Below are 17,757 nucleotides of genomic sequence, written 5' to 3' on the forward strand. Positions count from 1 at the left end.
CAGCGCGACCGGCGCGCCGGCCGGGCTACAAGCCAGCCAGGATGTCGTTCAGCTCGGCCGCGATGGCCGCGTCGCTCGTTGCGGGCGCGCGCAATGCATCGATCGCCTCGGCCAGCGCCGCGAGCGGCGGATTGCGCATCAGTTCCACCAGCGCGATATCGGCACCGAGCCTGGCGCGGACCGCCGTCTGCACCTGCATCGCCGCCAGCGAATGCCCGCCCAGCTCGAAGAAGCGATCGCCGCGCCGCACCGGCTCCACGCCGAGCACGGCCGACCAGATGCCGGCCAGGGCCAGCTCGGTCTCGCCCCGCGGCAGCGCTCCCGTCTCTTCGCCGGCCTGCGCGGCCGGCTCCGGCAAGGCGCGCCGGTCGATCTTGCCGTTCGGGTTGAGCGGCAACGCCTCCAGCACCATCACCGCCGACGGCACCATGTAGTCGGGCAGGCGTTCGGCCAGCGCCGCACGCAAGGCCGCGCCCTCCACCGCCGCGCCGGCGGCCGGCGCGACATAGGCCAGCACGCGCAGCCCGCTCGGGCCCTCGCGGGTGATCACGGCCGCCTCGCGCACGCGCGCATCCTGCAGCAGCACCGATTCGATCTCGCCGAGCTCGATCCGGAAACCGCGGATCTTCACCTGATGATCGGCGCGGCCCAGATAGGCCAGCGTGCCGTCCTCGCACCAGCGCACGATGTCGCCCGTGCGATAGAGCCGCGCGCCCGGCACGGCGGCGAACGGGTCGGCCACGAAGCGCTCGGCCGTCAGCCCCGCGCGATCGTGATAGCCGCGCGCCAGCAACGGCCCGCCGATGCAGAGTTCGCCCGCCGCGCCGAGCGGCACCGGGTTGCCCTGCATGTCGAGCACCGCCAGCCTGCGGCCGGGCAGCGGGCCGCCGAGCGGGACCTGGGCCGGCACCTCGGCCGCCGCGTCCTTCAACATCGCGCTGCAATCGAAGTAGGTCGCCGTGACGGTCGCCTCGCTGGGCCCGTAGGTATTGGCCAGCGTGAGCGCCGTGAGCCCGGCCGCGCGCCAGGCGCGCACGCCGTCGGCCGGCATCGCCTCGCCGCCGGCATGCACGCAGCGCAGCGTCGCGAGCGCGGCGCGCGCCTCGGGCCGCGCGGCGAAATCCTGCGCCAGCGCGTTCCAGTAGGCGGTGGTCAGGTCGGCCACGGTGATCCGCTCGCGCTCGACCTCCTCGGCGAAACGTCCGGTGCTCCACAGCTCGGGGCCGCGCACGATCAGGGCCGCGCCCGAAGCCAGGGTCGGGAAGACCTGCTCGACGAAGCCATCGAAATTGAAGGTCGAGAACTGCAGCACGCGATCCTGCTCGCCGATGCCGAACATGCCGATCGACACCTCGGCATGGCGCGCCAGCGCATCATGCGTGATGCCGACGCCCTTGGGGCGCCCGGTCGAGCCGGAGGTGTAGATCAGGTAGGCCAGGTGGTCGCCCTGCACGGCGCACACGGGCGCGCTGGACGGATGGCCGCTCGTCTCGGCCGCCAGCTCGGCGATATCGAGCGTCGGCACCGGCATGCGGCCGCGATCGTCGGCGCCCGCGCCTTCGGTCAGCGCCAGCGCGATGCCGCTGTCCTCGATCATCATCGCCAGCCGCTCGGCCGGATAGGACGGATCGAGCGGCACGTAGGCGCCGCCCGCCTTCAGCACGCCGAGGATCGCCACGATCATGCCGGCCGAGCGCTCGATCGCGATCCCGACGCGCACATCCGGGCCGACGCCGGCCGCGCGCAGGGCATGAGCGATGCGGTTCGCGCGCGCGTCCAGCGTGCCGTAGTCGATCGTCTCGCCGTCATGCACCAGCGCGACGGCCGAGGGCCGACGCGCCGCCTGCTCGGCGATCCGCCGATGGACCGGCGGCAAGGGCGCGACTTCGGCACCGCGCCCCCAGTCGGCCAGCGTGGCACGTTGGTCCGCCGGCAGCGGATCGAGCGCGCCGAGCCGCGCCTCGGGGTCGGCCGCGAAGGCGTCGAGCAGCGTGCCGAGCTGGCCGGCCAGGCGCGCGATCTGCGCCGCCGTGAACAGGTCGCCCGCATAGGCGAATTCGATGTCGAGCCGGGCCGCCGGGCTCTCGCCGGGCGTCGCGGCATGCGCCGCGCGAGCCTGCGTGACCGACAGCGTCAGCGGGAAGCTGGTGCGGTCCTCGTTGCGCAGCCCCGAGAAACGCAGGCCGTGCGGCGAGGCATCGTCGAGGATCGCGTCGACCGGGTAGTTCTCGAACACCAGCAAGGTGTCGAACATCGGCTGGCCGCCGTCGATGCCGGCGCCGCGCTGGATCTCCACCAGCGGCAGGTGCTCGTGCTCGCGCGCGGCCACGCCGTCGCGCTGCACCACCGCCAGCCACTCGCCCACGCGCATCGAGGGCGACGGCGTGCCGATTACCGGAATCGTGTTGATGAACAGGCCGAGCATGCGATCGGCGCCCGGCAGCGCATCGGGCCGGCCTGCCACGGTCGCGCCGAAGCTCACGGTGGCCTGCCCCGTGTAGCGCTGCAGCAGCACCAGCCAGGCGGCCTGCACCAGCGCGCTCAAGGTGGTGCGCTGCGATTTCGCGAAGGCGGCCAGGCGCGCGGTGCGAGCCGCGTCGCAGCTCAGGTTCAGCACGCCGTGGCGCGCCGCGTGGGCGGCCTCGGAGCCCGGCGCCGGCAGGGCCTGGGTCAGCAAGGTCGGACCGTCGAGACGCGCGGTCCGCGCGCGCCACCAGGCATCGCTGGCCTCGCGCGGCTGCTCGGCCAGCCAGCCGATGAAGCGACGATAACGGGCCGGCGCCTCGGCCGGCACGGCGCCGCCATAGATCGACAGCACCTCGGCCAGCAGCTGCGCCGCGCTCCAGCCGTCGAGCAGCACATGATGGAAGGTCCAGACCACGTGATGCCGCGCCTCGCCCGTGCGCAGCAGCGTGACGCGCCACAGCGGCGGGCGCGCCAGGTCGAAACCGCGCGCCAGATCGTCGGCCGAGAAGCGGTCGAGCCGCTCGGCGAGCGGGGCCGGGCCGTCGCGCCAATCCTCCTGCGAGAGCGGCGTCGCCACCTCGCGTGCCACCCACTGGCGCGGTTGATCGTCGAAGCTCAGCACGCCGGTGCGCAGCACGTCGTGACGCTTGGCGACCGCCATCCAGGCGGCCTCGAAACGTGTCGCGTCGAGCCCCTCGACGTCGACGCGCAACTGGTTCACATAGGCATGCTGCTGGGCGCCGAGCAGGCTGTGGAACACGATGCCGGCCTGCATCGGCGCCAGTGCATAGAGATCGGCCAGCTCGGCGGCCGGCACCGGCAGCGCGTCGAGACGCGCCTGGTCGATCGCCGCGAGCGGCACGTCGGACGGCGTGAGGCCGGCCGCGCCGCTGGTGCAGTGTTCGAGCACGGCGGTCAGCTCGGCACGCAGCTCGGCCGCAAGCGCCTCGAGCGTAGCCGTGTCGTAGCGGTCGCCGCCCGGGTGGCGCAGCGCGATCGACAACTCGCCGTCGCGAATCTGCGCGGCAATGTCGAGCGCGTGGGTCGGCCGGTTCTCGGCGCCGACACCGCGGCCGCCGCGTTCCGCCGCCAGGCGCCAGGCGCCCGCGCCGAGCGAGCCGTCGAGCTGGCCCAGGTAGTTGAACAGCACGTCGGCATCGCGGATGTCGGCGAGCGCTGCCTGTGCGGCGGCACTGCCGGCATATCGCAGCATCCCGAAGCTGTTGCCGCCGTGCGGTACCGCTCGCCGTGCTTCCTTGACGCGCTTGATGGCCGAGCCAAGCTCGCCGCTCGCCGCCAGCGGCAGCGGATGAAGGCTGGTGAACCAGCCCACCGTGCGGCTGACGTCGAGTTCGCCGAGCGGCGCGTCGCGGCCATGGCCTTCGACATCGATGCGCAGCGCCTCGCGGCCGGCGAAGCGGCACAGCACCCGGCCCGTGGCCGCCAGCAGCAGGTCGGCAAGCTGGGTTCGGTAGGCCGCGTTGGCGGTTTGTTGCAGGGCTTGCGTGGCGGCGCGCTCCAGCGTGACGGTGGCGCTGCAGGCGCCGGCCGGCGTGCCGGCACGCGCCGGCAGCGACGCGTCGATCTCGCCGAGCGTGCGCCAGTAGTCGAGGCTGGCAGCCACCTCGTCGGCTTGCGCCGCCTCGTGCAGACGCCGCGCGAAGCCGGGATAGGACAGCGTCGGCGAAGGCAGCGCGGCCGTCTCGCCAGCCTCGAGCTGGCGATAGACGCGATGCAGGTCGTCGAGCAGAATGCGCCAGGAGACGGTATCGACCGCCAGATGATGGATCGCGATCGCGATACGCCAGCTACCGTCGCTCACGCCGATCACGAGCGCGCGCAGCAGCGGGCCGCGCTCGATGTCGAGCGCCGACTGGATCGTGTCGCAAGCCGCGTCGATCGCGGCGGGCTCGACGCCGGTCAGCGTCGCGACCAGCGGTGCCGCGTCCGGCGCCGCGAGGTGCTGCCGCCAGCCTTCGGGCGTCGAGGACAAGCGCAGGCGCAAGGCCGGATGCGCCGCCGTCACGGCACGCAGGGCCTGTTCCAGGCGCGCTGCGTCGGGGGCGGTTTCCGTGGCCAGCAGCACCGACTGGTTCCAGTGATTCGGCTGCGCGAACGCCTTCGACAGGAACCAGGCTTGTACCGGCATCAGCGGCACGGACGCGCCGTCAGCGGTGGCGGCGGCGTCCTCGGCGGCCATCGCCTGCGGATTCGCGCTGCCCTGGTACAGCGGTTCGGCCACGGCGGCCAGCTCGGCGACGGTCGGCTGCTCGAAGATCTGCCGGGCCGTCAGGCGGTAGCCGGCTTGCCGGGCGCGCGCGACGATCTGCAAGGCCAGGATCGAGTCGCCACCGAGTTCGAAGAAATCGTCGTGACGGCCGATGCGCGCGCCTCGCAGCAGCGTCGACCAGATCGACGCAAACTCGGCTTCGATGCCTTCATGAGGGGCTTCGTAATGAGCGCCCGGGTCGGCTTCGGCGGCCGGCAGCGGCAGCGCGCGGCGATCCACCTTGCCGTTCGGATTCAAAGGCAGCGTGTCCAGAACCACGATGCGCCACGGCACCATGTAGTCCGGTAGCCGAGCCGCCAGCGAGGTTCGTAGTGCGGCGACATCGGGCGTGGTGCCTGTCACGTAGCCCACCAGCTTGCCTTCATGCGCGATCACCACGGCCTCGCGCACCGAAGCATCCGCCGTCAGCGCCGATTCGATTTCACCCAGCTCGATCCGCAGGCCGCGAATCTTCACTTGATGATCGATCCGGCCCAGATAGTCGATCGCGCCATCGGCACGCCAACGCGCGAGATCGCCCGTGCGATAGAGCCGCGCGCCCGGTTCGTCCGCGAACGGATCCGGCACGAAGCGTTCCGCCGTCAGATCGGGGCGGCCCAGATAACCTCGTGCCAGCCCCGCTCCGCCCAGATACAGCTCGCCCGGCACGCCAGGCGGCACCGGATTCAGCCTCGCGTCGAGCACCCAGGTCTGCGTGGCCGCGATCGGGCGGCCGATCGGCACCGCGCGGCCGGCTTCGTCCACGCAAGCCCAAGCGGTCACGTCGATCGCCGCCTCGGTCGGCCCATACAGGTTGTGCAATTCCACGCCCGGCAGCACGGCCGCCACGCGCTCGCGCAGATCGGCCGGCAAGGCCTCGCCGCTACAGACGATACGCTTCAGCGTCTTGCCGCAAGAGGCTGCCGCTTCCGGCATCGCCACGAAGGCTTGCAGCATCGACGGCACGAAGTGCAGCGTGCTGACGTCGTGCGCCACGATCGTCTGCGCCAGTTCAGCGGGATCGCGATGCGCGCCCGGCGCCGCGATCGCCAGCCGCGCGCCCACCATCAACGGCCAGAAGAATTCCCAGACCGACACGTCGAAGCTGAACGGCGTTTTCTGCAACACCGTCTCGCCACGTTGCAGCCCGTATTCGCGCTGCATCCAGATCAGGCGGTTCGACAGGCCGTCGTGGCGGTTGCCCACGCCCTTCGGGCGCCCCGTCGAGCCTGAGGTGAAGATCACATAGGCGAGGTTCGCGCCATGCAATTCGACATCGGGATTGGTGGTTGGGAAGGACGATACGTCCAAGGTTCCAATGTCGACACGCTCGACGCCCTCTCGCGACGGCAGGTCGAGGCCGCCCTGCGCAAGCAGCAAACCAATCCCGCTGTCATCGATCATCGCGGCGATCCGATCGGCCGGATACGAAGGATCGAGCGGCACATAAGCCGCGCCGGCCTTCATGATCGCGTACAAGGCGATCACCAGTTCCAGCGAGCGCTCGGCGGCAACACCAACCCGCGACTCCACGCCGATCCCACGCGAACGCAGCCAATGCGCAAGGCGATTCGCGCGCGCATTCAACTCGGCATAACTGAGCCTGGTTTCGCCAAACACCAGCGCATCATCCTCGGGATGCGCAGCGGCATGACGCTCGAAGGCACGAAACACCGGCTCGATCTCGTCATAACGCGTGCGATTGCGGCTCCAGCCGTCCAGCATCGCGCGCTCGTCCGCGTCCGTCAGCATGACATCGGCGATACGCATCGACAGGTCGCCCTGCGCGATCGCCTCGACACAGCGCCGATAATGCGCGGCCAAGCGCGCGATCGTCGCTTCTGAAAACAATTCGCGCGCGTAGCTGAATTCGAAGCCAAGCCCGCCCTGCCCATCCTCCTGCGTAGTCAGCATCAACTCGACCTGCGCCATCGCGCTCGGCAGGGGATGCGGCTCGATACCCAGGCCCGGCAAGCCTTCAAGCACCCGCCAGTCACGTCGCTGGTGATTGAACATCGCCTGGAACAGCGGGCTGTGGCTGAGGCTGCGCTCGGGACGCAGCGCCTCGACCAGTGCATCGAACGGCAGGTCCTGATGCGCCTGCGCGCCGACCGTGGCCGTGCGCAGCCGGTCGAGCAGCATGCCGAGCGTCTCGTCGCCGTCGAAGCTGGCGCGCATCACCTGGGTGTTGACGAAGAAGCCGATCAGGCGCTCCGTCTCGACGCGGTTGCGGTTCGCCACCGGCACGCCGACGCGGATATCGTCCTGCCCCGTGTAGCGATGCAGCAGCGCCTGGAATGCCGCCAGCAGCAGCATGAAAGGCGTGGCCGATTGCTGCTGCGCGCGAGCCTTCACGGCTTGCGCCAGTTCGGCGGGCACGCCCAGGGCGTAGCGGCCGGCCGTGTAGTCGCCATGCGCGCTGCGCAGGCCATCCATCGGCAGGGCCAGCACCGGATGCGAATCGCCGAGCACGGCCTTCCAGTAGTCGAGCTGGCGCTCGCGCTCGCCGACTTCGAGCCAGTCGCGCTGCCAGGCGGCGTAGTCGGCATACTGGATCGGCAGTTCCTCGAGCGCCCGGGTCTCGCCCGTCACGCGGGCACGGTAATTCGCGACCAGTTCTTCCAGCAGCACCTGCACCGACCATCCATCGGAGACGATGTGGTGCATCGACAAGGCCAGCAGATGACGGCCGCCCTCGCCCCGGTACAGCGCCGCGCGCAACAACGGCCCCGCCGCCAGATCGAAGGCTTCGTCGGCCAGCGAGCGAGCCGCCGCTTCGAGCGCATCGCCAGCCACCGTCTCCTCACGCCAATCGAGCGAGATGACTTCATCGACGAAGGCCTCGACCTCGCCGGCCTGGTTCGCGACGAAGCGCGTGCGCAGCACCGCATGGCGCGCCACGATCGCCGCGAAGGCCTCGCGCAGCGCCGCCGCGTCGACTTCGCCCGTCAGCCACAGGCCGCCCGAGACGTGGTACGCGCGATTGTCCGGCGACAGTTGCGCGAGCACCCATTGGCGGCGCTGCGCGTACGACACCTCCACCGGCTGCCCGGCCGCGCGCGCGCGCGGCACGATCGGGAACTGCGCCGGACTCACGCCGTCAGCCTGCATCTTTTCCCAGAACAGGCGTCGTTTTTCCGGTGCCAGCTCGATGAAGCGCGCGGCGATGCGGGCGGCCGTGGTCTTGTCCATGAATGCGTTCAAAGCGTGTCCATAAAGAGATCGAGGCTGAGCAGCGCGTCGTCGCCGGGCTGGCTGCCTCGCACCTGCGCGATGGCCTTGGCCTGCGCGGCCAGCGTGCGGGCCTCGAACAGCGTGGCGAGCGGCAGGCTCGCGTTCAGTTCGAGCCCGATCCGGGCGTTCAGGCGAACGACCAGCAGCGAATGCCCGCCCAGGTCGAAGAAATCGTCATGGCGGCCGATGCGCTCGATGTCGAGCAAACCGGTCCAGAGCGTCGCGAGTTCGGTTTCGATGCCTTCATGAGGGGCTTCGTAATGCGCGCCCGGATCGGCTTCGACGACCGGCAACGGCAGCGCGCGGCGATCCACCTTGCCGTTCGGATTCAAAGGCAGCGTGTCCAGTGCCACGATGCGCCACGGCACCATGTAGTCCGGTAGCCGTGCCGCCAGCGAGGTTCGCAGTGCGGCGACATCGGGCGCGGTGCCTGTCACGTAGCCCACCAGCTTGCCTTCATGCGCGATCACCACGGCCTCGCGCACCGAAGCATCCGCCGTCAGCGCCGATTCGATTTCACCCAGCTCGATCCGCAGGCCGCGAATCTTCACTTGATGATCGATCCGGCCCAGATAGTCGATCGCGCCATCGACACGCCAACGCGCGAGATCGCCCGTGCGATAGAGCCGCGCGCCCGGTTCGTCCGCGAACGGATCCGGCACGAAGCGCTCCGCCGTCAGGTCGGGGCGGCCCAGATAACCACGCGCCAGCCCCGCTCCGCCCAGGTACAGCTCGCCCGGCACGCCAGGCGGCACCGGATTCAGCCTCGCGTCGAGCACCCAGGTCTGCGTGGCCGCGATCGGGCGGCCGATCGGCACCGCGCGGCCGGCCTCGTCCACGCAGGCCCAGGCCGTCACGTCGATCGCCGCCTCGGTCGGCCCATACAGGTTGTGCAATTCCACGCCCGGCAGCACCGCCGCCACGCGCTCACGCAGATCCGCCGGCAAGGCCTCGCCGCTACAGACGATGCGCTTCAGAGTCTTGCCGCAAGAGACGGCCGCGTGGGGCATCGCCACGAAGGCCTGCAGCATCGACGGCACGAAGTGCAGCGTGCTGACGTCATGCGCCACGATCGTCTGTGCCAGTTCGGCGGGATCGCGATGCGCGCCCGGCGCCGCGATCGCCAATCGCGCGCCCACCATCAACGGCCAGAAGAATTCCCAAACCGAGACGTCGAAGCTGAACGGCGTTTTCTGCAACACCGTCTCGCCACGTTGCAGCCCATATTCGCGCTGCATCCAGATCAGGCGGTTCGACAGGCCGTCGTGGCGATTGCCCACGCCCTTCGGGCGCCCCGTCGAGCCTGAGGTGAAGATCACATAGGCGAGGTTCGCGCCATGCAATTCGACATCGGGATTGGTGGTTGGGAAGGACGATACGTCCAAGGTGCCAATGTCGACACGCTCGACACCCTCTCGCGACGGCAGGTCGAGGCCGCCCTGTGCAAGCAGCAAACCAATCCCGCTGTCATCGATCATCGCGGTAATACGATCGGCCGGATACGAAGGATCGAGCGGCACATAAGCCGCGCCGGCCTTCATGATCGCGTACAAGGCGATCACCAGTTCCAGCGAGCGCTCGGCGGCAACACCAACCCGCGACTCCACGCCGATCCCACGCGAACGCAGCCAATGCGCAAGACGATTCGCGCGCGCATTCAACTCGGCATAACTGAGCCTGGTTTCGCCAAACACCAGCGCGTCATCCTCGGGATGCGCAGCGGCATGACGCTCGAAAGCATGAAACACCGGCTCGATCTCGTCGTAACGCGTGCGATTGCGGCTCCAGCTATCCAGCGTCGCGCGCTCGGCGTCATCGGTCAGCGCAATATCCGCAACCCGCCCATCGGCGCCGACCATCGCCTCGACGCAGCGCTGGTAATGCGCGGCGAACCGGGCAATCGTCGCCTCGGAAAACAGTTCGCGCGCATAGCTGAACTCGAAGCTCAGCGTGCCGTCGACATCCTCGCGCGTATCGAGCATCAGCTCGAACTGCGCCATCGGCGCCGGCAAGCGGCAAGGCTCGATCGCCAGGCCGGGTAGCCCGTCCAGCACCCGCCAGTCGCGTCGCTGGTGATTGAACATCACCTGGAACAGCGGGCTGTGGCTGAGGCTGCGCTCGGGGCGCAGCGCCTCGACCAGCACGTCGAACGGCAGATCCTGGTTCGCCTGCGCGCCGGCCGTGGCTTCGCGCAGGTGATCGAGCAGCGTGGCGAGCGTCTCGTCGCCGTCGAAGCGCGCACGCATCACCTGGGTGTTGACGAAGAAACCGATCAGCCCGGCCGTCTCCACGCGATGACGGTTCGCCACCGGCACGCCGACACGGATATCGTCCTGCCCCGTGTAGCGATGCAGCAGCGCCTGGAACGCCGCCAGCAACAGCATGAAGGGCGTGGCCGACTGCTGCTGCGCGCGGGCCTTCACGGCCTGCGCGAGCGAGGCCGGCAGGCTCAGCGCATGACGGCCCGCCGTGTAGCCGCCCTGGGCGCTGCGTGCGCCGTCCATCGGCAGGGCCAGCACCGGATGCGTATCGCCGAGCGCGGCCTTCCAGTAGTCGAGCTGACGCTCGCGCTCGCCCGCAGCAAGCCAGTCGCGCTGCCAGGCGGCGTAGTCGGCGTACTGGATCGGCAGTTCGGCAAGCGCCCGGGTCTCGCCCGTCACGCGGGCACGGTAATGCGTGACCAGCTCGTCGAGCAGCACCTGCACCGACCATCCATCCGAGACGATGTGATGCATCGACACCGCCAGCAGATGACGGCCGCCCTCGCCCCGGTACAGCGCCGCGCGCAACAGCGGCCCCGCGGCGAGATCGAAAGGCTCGTCGGCCAGCGAGCGGGCCGACGCTTCGAGCGCATCGGCGGGCACCGTCTCGGCGCGCCAGTCGAGCGACACGGCATCGTCGATGATCGCCTCGACCTCGCCGGCCTGGTTCGCGACGAAGCGCGTGCGCAGCACCGCATGGCGCGCCACGATCGCCGCGAAGGCCTCGCGCAGCGCCGCCGCGTCGACCTCGCCCGTCAGCCACAGGCCGCCCGAGACGTGATACGCGCGGCTCGCCGGCGCCAGTTGCCAGAGGAACCATTGACGCTGCTGCGCGAACGATGCCGGCGTGCGTTGGCGCGTTGCCTCCGGCAGGCGCGGAATCGCGGCCAGCTCGGCAGCGGATTCCAGCGGCGCGGCGGGCGCCGCCTGGATCGGCGCGAGCGCCGGCTGTACCCCGGCCGAAGACGGTACCGGCTTGCTCGCCGCCGGTTTGGCCGCCGCCGATTTCTCGGCCAGCTCGGCCAGCGTCAGGCGCTGGAACAGTTGCTTCGGCGTGATCGTGATGCCGAGCTTGCGTGCGCGCGCCACCACCTTGAGCCCCAGCAGCGAATCGCCGCCGACCTCGAAGAAATTCCGGCTGCGGCCGATTCGGGCGCGATCGATCTCGATCACCTCGGCCCAGATCGTCGCGATCGCCTGTTCCGTCTCGCCGCGCGGGGCGTCGTCGGCGCCGGGCGCCGCATCGGTCGCCTCGCCGGCAGCGGCTTCGGCTTGCGTCGGCGCATTCGCCGCTCGCGCCAGATGATCGTCCAGGCCAGCCCGCAACGCGGCGCGATCGAGCTTGCCATTGGCGTTGAGCGGCAGCGCGTCTAGCGCGATCGCCTCGGCCGGCACCATGTAGTCGGGCAACACGCCCGCCGCCGCTTCCAGCAGCGCCTTGCCCGCCGCGCCGCCCACCACGAAGGCGGCCAGCCGCGTTCCGGCCGGCGTCTCATAGGCCAGCACGGCCGCCGCGCGCACGCCATCCAGCTTCGCGAGCCCGCGCTCGACCTCGGCCGGCTCGACGCGATAACCGCGGATCTTGACCTGGTCGTCGGCACGCCCACGGTATTCGAGCAGGCCGTCGGCACCGATCCGAGCCAGGTCGCCGGTGCGATAGAGCCGCTCGCCGGCCGTGAACGGATCGGGCACGAAGCGCTCGGCGCTGAGCCCGGCGCGGCCGTGGTAACCGCGCGCCACGCCGGGGCCGCCAACGTACAGCTCACCATCCTCGCCATCGGCCACGGGCGTCATGCCGGCATCGAGCAGGTGCAGGCGCATGCCGGGCAGCGCCTGGCCGAGCGGCAGGTCGCGCTCCGCGCCGGCGCCCTGCCAGGCATGCATGGCCACGCCGACCGTGGTTTCGGTCGGGCCATAGTGATTGAACACGCGGCAGGCCGGCGCCAAGGCCGAAACGCGCGCGAGCAGCGCGGCCGGCGTGCGTTCGCCGCCGACGATCAGCGCGTCGGCCGGCAGCACCTGCTGCGGCTGCGCCGCCGACAGCAAGGCGGCCAGATGGCTCGGCACGATCTTCAGCACGCCGACGCGATGCGCCGCCATGTAGCGCGCGAAGGCATCGGGCTGGAATACGAGATCCGGCGCGATCAGGTGCAGCGTGCGCCCCGAGGCCAGCGCGCCGAACAAGGTGGTGTGACCCAGGTCCGCCGCCGGCGTCGACACCATCGCGAACGAGGATTCGGGCCGCGCATCGAGCGTCGCCAGCATGCCGCGCACATAGTTCTCGAGCGCGCGATGCGTGACGATCACGCCCTTCGGCTCGCCCGTGGAGCCCGAGGTGTAGATCATGTAGGCGGCGCGATCGGCATGGCGCGAGCGCGGCACGATATGGGCCACCGGCGCCGCCGGCACCTCCAGGCGCAGGGCCATCGGCACCGCGTTCGCCAGCACGAAGCCGTCGGGCAGCGGCACCGCGTGCAGCAGAACGGCCGCGCCGCTGTCGGCCAGTTGCGCCGCCAGGCGCGCGGCCGGCGCGCGCGGATCGAGCGGCAGCCAGGTGGCGCCGGCCTTGAGCGCGGCCAGCATCGCCAGCACGTGCTCGATCGAGCGCTCGGCCAGCACGGCCACGCGCGATTCGTCGGCGATGCCCTGCATGCGCAGTTGCGCGGCCAGCGCATCGGCCGCCGCGTCGAGCGCGGCATAGCTCAGGCCGCGCTCGCCTTCCAGGCCGTCGCGCAGCGCGATCGCGGCGCCGTCGCGCGCGACGCTGGCATCCCACATCGCCAGGAAGTCGGTATTAGCCGCGTCGTCGGCCGGATCGGCCTGCGCCGCCTCGGCGATCGCCACGGCATCGGCGATAGCGCCGGCCAGCGGTGCTTCGGCATCGGCTACCAGACGCGCCGCGAATGCCTGGAAGCGCGCGGCGAAGCGCGCCACGAAGGCGGCATCGAACACCGCGTCGTCATAGGCGAGCAGGCAGTCGATCGCCTCGCCGCGATCGGTGAAGTCGAGTGCGAGATCGAAATGCGGCGCGTCGTTGAGCAGCACGCGCAGGCGCGCCTCGAGCGGCGCGAAACCGCGCGTCTCGAACGGCCGCTGCTCGGTCAGCTTGACCTGGAACAGCGCTTCGTCGCCGCTCGCGCGATTCGGCAGCAAGGCGCTCGTCAGGCGGTCGAACGGCACGTCCTGGTGCTCGTGCGCGGCCAGCACCGTATCGCGCGCCGCATCGACCAGCGCCGCGAAGCCCTGTGTCGCGTCGATCCGCGTGCGCAGCACCTGCACGTTGATGAAATAGCCGATCAGCGCCTGCGCCTCGGGCCGCTTGCGCAGCGAGACCGGCGCGCCGACGCGGATGTCGTCGCGGCCGCTCAGCTCGTGCAGCACCGCGTCGAGCACCGCCAGCATCGCCATGAACGGCGTAGCATGACGCTCGGCCGCGAAGCGCCGCAGCGCCTGGGCGGTGCCGCCCGGCAGCGAGAATTCGAACCCGCGCTGCCGGCCGGGCGCGCCGGCCTCGCGCGGGAACAGGCGTGCCGCGGCGGACGGATCGCCGTCGGCGGCCAGTTGGCCGCGCCAGTAATCGAGCTGTCGCGCGAGGGCGGCCTCGCCCAGCACGGCGCGCTCCCAGGCGACGTAATCGGTGTATTGCCAGGCCGGCGCGAGCGAGGCATCGAGCCGCGCCGCCGGATCGACATCGGCCGCCCGGCCGGCGCGCGCCGCGTAGGCTCGCGACAGCGCGTCGAGCAGCACGTTGACCGACCAGCCGTCGGCCACGATGTGATGCAGCACGATCAGCAAGCGATGCGAATCGGGCGCGACACGCAGCAGGTGCGCCCGCAGCAGCGGCCCGGTTTCGAGATCGAACGGTGCCTGCGTGACTTCACGCGTCAAGCTGTCGAGCGCGGCCGCGCGCGAGGCGTCGGGCAAGCCGTCGAACGTGGTGACGGGCAGCTCGATCGCCAGCTCGTCTTCGATGACTTGAAGCGCCTCGCCCTCCTCGCCCAGTTCGAAACGCGCGCGCAGCACATCGTGCGCGCGCACCACGTCACCGAGCGCGAGCCGCAGCGCGTCAACGTCGAGCGCGCCGTCCAGGCGCAGCTCGCCGCTCATGTTGTAGGCGGCGCTGGCCGGATCGTGCAGCCAGGTGAGCCACAGGCTGCGCTGCGCATCCGAGGCGACGGCCACCCGGCGCGCCGCCGCGTCGAGCGGTCTGAAATCGGCGCCGGCGGCCACGCTGCCTTGCGCGAGGCGCTCGGCGACGCGCGCCGCCGAGGCGCGCAAGCTCGGCGCGGTGAACACGTCGCGCGCCGTGTAGTCGATCGCCCAGCGCGCCTGTACCGCCGAGGCGAGTTGCACCGCGGCCAGCGAATTGCCGCCATGGGCGAAGAAGCTCGCCGAGCCGGCCGGCGAAGCCGGCAAGGCAGGCAGGGCCTCGCGCCACAGCACCGCCAGCGCGGCCTCGATGTCGGGATGTGCCGGCGGCTCGATGTCGTTCGCCACCGGGGCCGAAGCCGCCTCGCCTTGCCGATCGACACGCTGCCCGTGCTCGAGCCACGCATAGGCGTCGAGCGAACGATCCCGCCAGCCGCGCACGCAGGCGGCGCGCTGCACCTTGCCGCTCGAAGTCTTCGGCAGGCCGCCCGGGTTCAGCAGCACCACCACGGCAGCCGGCTCCCCGCAAGCGAGCGCGACCGCCTCCGTCAGCGCGGCCGCGATCGCCTCGGGCGTCGCCAGCTTGCGCACGTTACGCGATACCTCGGCCGCGATGCCGACGCCTTCCTGCCCGTTCAATTCCACCGCGAAGGCGGCCACGCGGCCGCGTCGCACCAGCTCCACCTCGCGTTCGATGCCCAGTTCGAGATCCTGGGGATAGAGGTTGCGGCCGCGCACGATCAGCAGATCCTTGATGCGCCCGGCCACGTACAGCTCGCCTTGGTGGATGAAACCCAGGTCGCCGGTACGCAGCCAGGTGGCGCCCTCGCGCTCGACGAAGCTGGCGGCGGTGGCATCGGCTCGGCGCCAATAACCGGCCGCCACGCTCGGCCCGCGCACCAGGATCTCACCGATCGCGCCATCGGCCATCACCGCGCCGCTGGCCCGATCGACGATCTCGATCGCGTGCTCGCTCGGCACGCGCCCGCAGGAAACCAGCTCGGTGCCGTTCGCGTCCGCCTCCGCACGCCCGGCTTCGAGCGCCTCGACCGAGAAACCCGGCGCATGCGCGCCGCGCCCGCGGCCCACGCCGCTCACGTAGAGCGTGGCCTCGGCCAGGCCGTAGCACGGGAACAGCGCGGCCGGATCGAAGCGCTGCGCCACGAAGCGCTCGACGAAGGCGTCCAGCGTGGCCTTGCGCACCGGCTCGGAGCCCGAGAAGGCGAGCCGCCAGCTCGACAGGTCGAGCGCGGCGCGCGCCTCGTCGCCGATCCGGTCGGCACACAGGCGATAGGAAAAATCGGGGCCGCCCGAGATGGTGCCGCGATGGCGCGCAATCGCCTCGAGCCAACGCACCGGCCGTTCCAGGAAGAACTGCGGCGACATCAGCACCAGCGGAATGCCGCTGAACACCGGCTGCGAGAGCGTGCCGATCAGGCCCATGTCGTGATAGAGCGGCAGCCAGCTGACGAACACGTCCTCGGCCGTCACGCCCAGCCCTTCGCGGATCGCGATCTCGTTGGCCCACAGGCTGCCATGGGTGACCATCACGCCCTTGGGCGTGGAGGTCGACCCCGAGGTGTACTGCAGGAAGGCGATGTCGGAAGCCGCAGCGCGATAGGGTTCGAAGGCGCGAGCGTCGATGCCCTCATGCTCGATCGCATCCATCTCGATCAGCGCGGCGCCGGGCGCGATGCTCGCGAAGGCCTCGCCGAGCTTGTCGGCCAGCGCGCGCGTGGTGACCACGAAGGCCGCCTCGGCATCGGCCGCGATCGCGGCCAGGCGCGCCAGGTGCTGGCCGCGCAGCGATTCGGGCGGATAGACGGGCACGGCCACCGCGCCGGCGTAGAGACAGCCGAAGAACGCGGCCACGTAGTCGACGCCGCTGTCCATCGCCAGCAGCACGCGGGCCGCCTGCGCGCCGGCGCCGCGCTCGCGCAGCAGCGCGGCCAGCGCGGTGGCGCGGCGATCGAGCGCCGCGTAGTCGTAACGGGTGTCGCCCTGCGCGTCGACGGTCACCAGCGCGGTGTCCGCCGCGCGCTGCCCGGCCAGCGCGCGCAGCCGTTCGATCATGTTCTCTGCCATTTCCGTACCTCGCCCTACCTTCATTGCCCCGCCGCGTCATGCGCGGCGTTTCCGGGCGCCATCGCGCCCGACCCTCGTCTGGTCACGGCCGACGAATCCGACCAATCCGATGAATCCGACAATCGGCCGTCACTCCTCGCCGTATTCGTGATGCTCGTGGCTGCCGTGCGGCAGATGGCGATGCTCCTTGCCGTGCCAGGCCGGATGCGGCGCATACGGGCTGTCGGGCGAGACGATCTTGTGCTGCTGCCAGTGGCGCGCGCCGGCCTCGTCGGCGGCGGCCGGCCTCGACTGCACCACCACCGGCTCGGCCGCCTGGCGCTTGGGCGCGAAATCGGCGGCGATCACCACCTCGCGCGGTGCGTCGCCGAACGCGTTGCGCGCGGCCTCGGCATCCTGTTTCTGGCGTTTCAGGAACGGGCAGCGATCGTCGGCCGGCACGTTCGCGTCGTCGAGGAAGTACTGCTTCCATTCCAGGTTGCCGGGGTCGCCGTGGAAACCGAGGTCCGGATGCGCGCCGATCTCGTCCCAGGTCTGCAGGCGCTTGCGCACCTGGTTGCGCGCCTCGCGGCCGATCACCTTGTTGGTGATGGTGTCGACGAACACGCTGCGCGGCTGGAACAGCAGCACCATGCCGGGGCCGAGGTTGCGGCTGTGTCGCGCGCGAAACGACGGGCAGGCGCACACCACGAAGGTTTCCACGCCGGCGAACGAGAACTCCCAGGCGCCGTCCGAGGGCGGCGGCTGCTGGTCGGCCTTGGGATCGGGATCGACGTCGTGCAGGTGCTGCAGGATCCGCCAGAAGTGCTGGTGGTAGGTCTCGTGCGAGAGCGGTTCGGCGTCGGGCTCGAAGAAGATCGCGATGTTGTTCTTGCGATACTCCGGACGCGACACCAGCTCCGAGAAGGTCTGCATGGTGGCGGGCAGCTCGGCGATGTCCTTGCCGTTCACGTAGCCGTAGAACATCTCGCCGCGCTTCTCGGCCATGGTGCCGAAGAAGCACGGGTATTCCGGGTGCATCACCTGCTCGCGCAGCGTCGCGTAGGCCGCGTCGAGCCAGGCCGGCGGGTTCGCCGCGGCGCCCAGCGCGCGGCCCGCGATGATGCGGCTCTTCCAGTCGCCCGGATCAAAGCCCTCGCTGCCCGGTGTCGCCACATCGGTTTGCGGCATCACGTTGACCTCATCCTCGGTTGATCGCATTTCATATCCTTGTTCGTCGCCAGCGCGGGCGAACGTGCCGGGCCGCGCGGAATGCGCGGCCCACCAGTCAAGAGCGGACGGCGGCGCCCGCCC

At 70.7% G+C, this 17,757-nt stretch carries 3 protein-coding genes; all 3 read right to left on the bottom strand.

The genetic code is table 11. From position 1 onward, the window contains the following. Positions 1 to 25 precede the first annotated feature (25 nt). The 3 genes from BM43_RS07375 to BM43_RS07385 all read right to left on the bottom strand — a co-directional run bounded on the left by BM43_RS07375 (position 26) and on the right by BM43_RS07385 (position 17,664). On the bottom strand, positions 26 to 7,927 hold the full coding sequence (locus BM43_RS07375; protein ID WP_036056065.1) for a non-ribosomal peptide synthetase: 7,902 nt from the start codon (positions 7,925 to 7,927) through the stop codon (positions 26 to 28). 8 nt (positions 7,928 to 7,935) lie between these two features. After that, a complete protein-coding gene (locus tag BM43_RS07380; protein ID WP_036056063.1) occupies positions 7,936 to 16,464 on the bottom strand; it encodes a non-ribosomal peptide synthetase in 8,529 nt (2,842 codons plus the stop codon). Between the two features lie 129 nt (positions 16,465 to 16,593). Next, positions 16,594 to 17,664 carry a YqcI/YcgG family protein gene (locus tag BM43_RS07385; RefSeq protein WP_036029368.1) on the bottom strand — a complete coding sequence of 357 codons (1,071 nt, stop codon included), beginning with the start codon at positions 17,662 to 17,664 and terminating at the stop codon, positions 16,594 to 16,596. Positions 17,665 to 17,757: the final 93 nt, after the last annotated feature.

Source organism: Burkholderia gladioli (genome assembly GCF_000959725.1).
GTDB lineage: Bacteria > Pseudomonadota > Gammaproteobacteria > Burkholderiales > Burkholderiaceae > Burkholderia > Burkholderia gladioli.

Bases quoted from the DNA above. Each gene is read 5' to 3' on its own strand.
- BM43_RS07380 (WP_036056063.1), bottom strand. From the start codon at position 16,464: ATGGCAGAGAACATGATCGAACGGCTGCGCGCGCTGGCCGGGCAGCGC.
- BM43_RS07385 (WP_036029368.1), bottom strand. From the start codon at position 17,664: ATGCGATCAACCGAGGATGAGGTCAACGTGATGCCGCAAACCGATGTG.
- BM43_RS07375 (WP_036056065.1), bottom strand. From the start codon at position 7,927: ATGGACAAGACCACGGCCGCCCGCATCGCCGCGCGCTTCATCGAGCTG.